The following is a 1,244-nucleotide window of genomic DNA, read 5'->3' as shown; positions in this document are numbered from 1 at the left end:
ACAAACCGATCCCCTTCCTCTTCCCCGTCATGCGCGATGCTATGTTGGGCGTGGTCTTCTGGGAAGGCCACGTCGTCGATTCATCTCAGGAGCAAGGCGACGGCTCGCTGCTTCTGAGCCTTTCTGAAGCCCCCTCACACCACCGCCGATGTGGGCGCTGCGGCAGCGACAGCGTCCTGCTCCACGAGCGCCGGCGACGCCGGGTGCGCGATCGAGATTGGTTCGATCGACGCGTTTGGCTGGATGTGCCGATACGGCGGCTGGACTGCTATCAGTGCGGCGCACGGGCGGCCGAGCGGCTGAGCTGGCTCGACACGGGCGAGCGCATCACGCACCGACTGCGCGCCTGGGTCGAAGCGCTGGTGCAGATCCTGCCGATCGCCCACGTCGCCCAACTCACGGGCTTGCACTGGCACACCATCAAGCGCATCGACCATCGGCGTCTGCAGGCCCGGCACGGTGCTTTCGATGCGCAGGGTGTGCGTCGGTTGGTGATGGACGAGTTCGCGCTGCACAAGGGACACCGCTACGCGACCGTGATCATGGATGCCGAGCGCCTGCGCGTGCTGTGGGTCGGCGAAGGCAACAGTCGCGAGGCCATCCGGCCGTTCTTCGAGTTGCTGGGCGAAGAGGGCTGCCGACACATCGAGGCCGTTGCGATGGACATGAACACCGCCTTCGATCTGGAGGTGCGCGCCCACTGCCCGAAGGCAGAGGTGGTCTATGACCTGTTCCACGTCGTCGCGCGCTTTGGCCGGGAAGTCGTCGACCGGGTGCGGGTCGATCAGGCCAACGCCTTGCGCAGCGAGCCGGCCCAACGGCAGGTGATCAAGCGCTCTCGCTGGCTGCTGCTACGTAACCGTGACAACCTCGGCGACGAGCAGGCGGTCAAGCTCGAAGAGTTGCTGGCCGCCAACGCGCCGCTGGCCACCGTCTATCTGCTGAAAACGGCGATCAAGGAAATCTGGTTCGCCCCGACCGTGCGGGAAGGGGCGCGAAGATGGAAGGACTGGTACCGCTTCGCAATGGACAGCGGCATCGCGCCGGCCATCGCCTTTGCCAAACGACTGCGCAAGTACCTGCGCGGAATCTTGGCTTCGGCCATCTTCCCTCTGAACACCAGCGTCCTCGAGGGCGTCAATAACCGCATCAAGGTCATCAAGCGCATGGCCTACGGATTCCGCGACTCAGCCTATTTCTTCCTGAAGATCAAGGCCGCCTTCCCCGGAAAGGCGCGATGAACC

1 protein-coding gene is annotated in these 1,244 nt (G+C 64.5%); it reads left to right on the top strand.

Annotated elements, in window-relative coordinates; all coding sequences use genetic code 11:
* Nucleotides 1–29 precede the first annotated feature (29 nt).
* On the top strand, nt 30–1,241 hold the full coding sequence (locus C7389_RS24710) for an ISL3 family transposase (protein WP_133595315.1): 1,212 nt from the start codon (nt 30–32) through the stop codon (nt 1,239–1,241).
* Nucleotides 1,242–1,244 lie beyond the last annotated feature (3 nt).

Source organism: Azoarcus indigens (assembly GCF_004361735.1).
Classification (GTDB): Bacteria; Pseudomonadota; Gammaproteobacteria; order Burkholderiales; family Rhodocyclaceae; genus Azoarcus; species Azoarcus indigens.
Note: the sequence above shows the minus strand (reverse complement) of the source record. Positions and strands in the feature narration are given on the sequence as shown.